General features: G+C 44.6%; 1 protein-coding gene. It reads left to right on the plus strand.

Annotated elements, in window-relative coordinates; genetic code table 11:
* The coding region (locus tag CHH91_RS20790; RefSeq protein ID WP_176465892.1) for a hypothetical protein at positions 1-224 on the plus strand (224 nt) is incomplete at both ends.

Here is a 224-nt window from a genome sequence, read left to right on the forward strand (position 1 = left end):
AACAAGCGTATCCGCAAGTGTCGATTCAGGAAATCTATATTCCTTATGCTCCTTCTGCAGTGCCCCGCGATGCCGCGTTTGTACTGACAACATCCAAGGAGCTCAAGACACAGCATAAGACATTGTATATTGAAGGCGATTTCATCACAAAAGAAGACATTGCCCGCATTAAGGAATGCTTAACTTACGGGATTTTGCAGGCACGCGTTACTGAAGATTGCTTT

This window comes from Virgibacillus sp. 7505 (assembly GCF_002272135.1).
In the GTDB taxonomy this organism is placed as follows: Bacteria; Bacillota; Bacilli; order Bacillales; family Amphibacillaceae; genus Terribacillus.